Source organism: Salegentibacter lacus, from assembly GCF_020164555.1.
Classification (GTDB): Bacteria; Bacteroidota; Bacteroidia; order Flavobacteriales; family Flavobacteriaceae; genus Salegentibacter; species Salegentibacter lacus.
In genome coordinates this window covers 1-271 of sequence record NZ_JAIQZB010000098.1, presented here as the reverse complement: position 1 = coordinate 271, position 271 = coordinate 1, and the positions used below count along the sequence as shown (strand labels likewise).

Annotated in this window: 1 protein-coding gene; it reads left to right on the top strand. The window is 32.5% G+C overall.

Annotation, left to right across the window (positions count from 1 at the left end):
• On the top strand, nucleotides 1-199 hold a 199-nt coding region (locus LB465_RS18175), incomplete at its 5' end, for a hypothetical protein (RefSeq protein WP_224471326.1).
• Between the last annotated feature and the right edge of the window lie 72 nt (nucleotides 200-271).

Here is a 271-nt window from a genome sequence, read left to right as displayed (position 1 = left end):
TTTTACGCGCTGTCAATTCAATAAATCAATGAACTTCCCCGGTATTACCCGAGATATTCTTGCTAAAACAAAAGGACTCGAACCTTTACTCTTTACTTACCCACCCGGGATTTCTTTTCAATATTTTTGGGAACTTGTTTCCGTTGTAAGCGGCTGCAAATATACACTACTTTTTCTTTACAAGCCAAATATTTTTTAATAAAATTTTTGACTTTATTTTTAAAAAGCAACTCCTTAAAAGAACTCTAAAAACAACACCGTTTTCTAAACA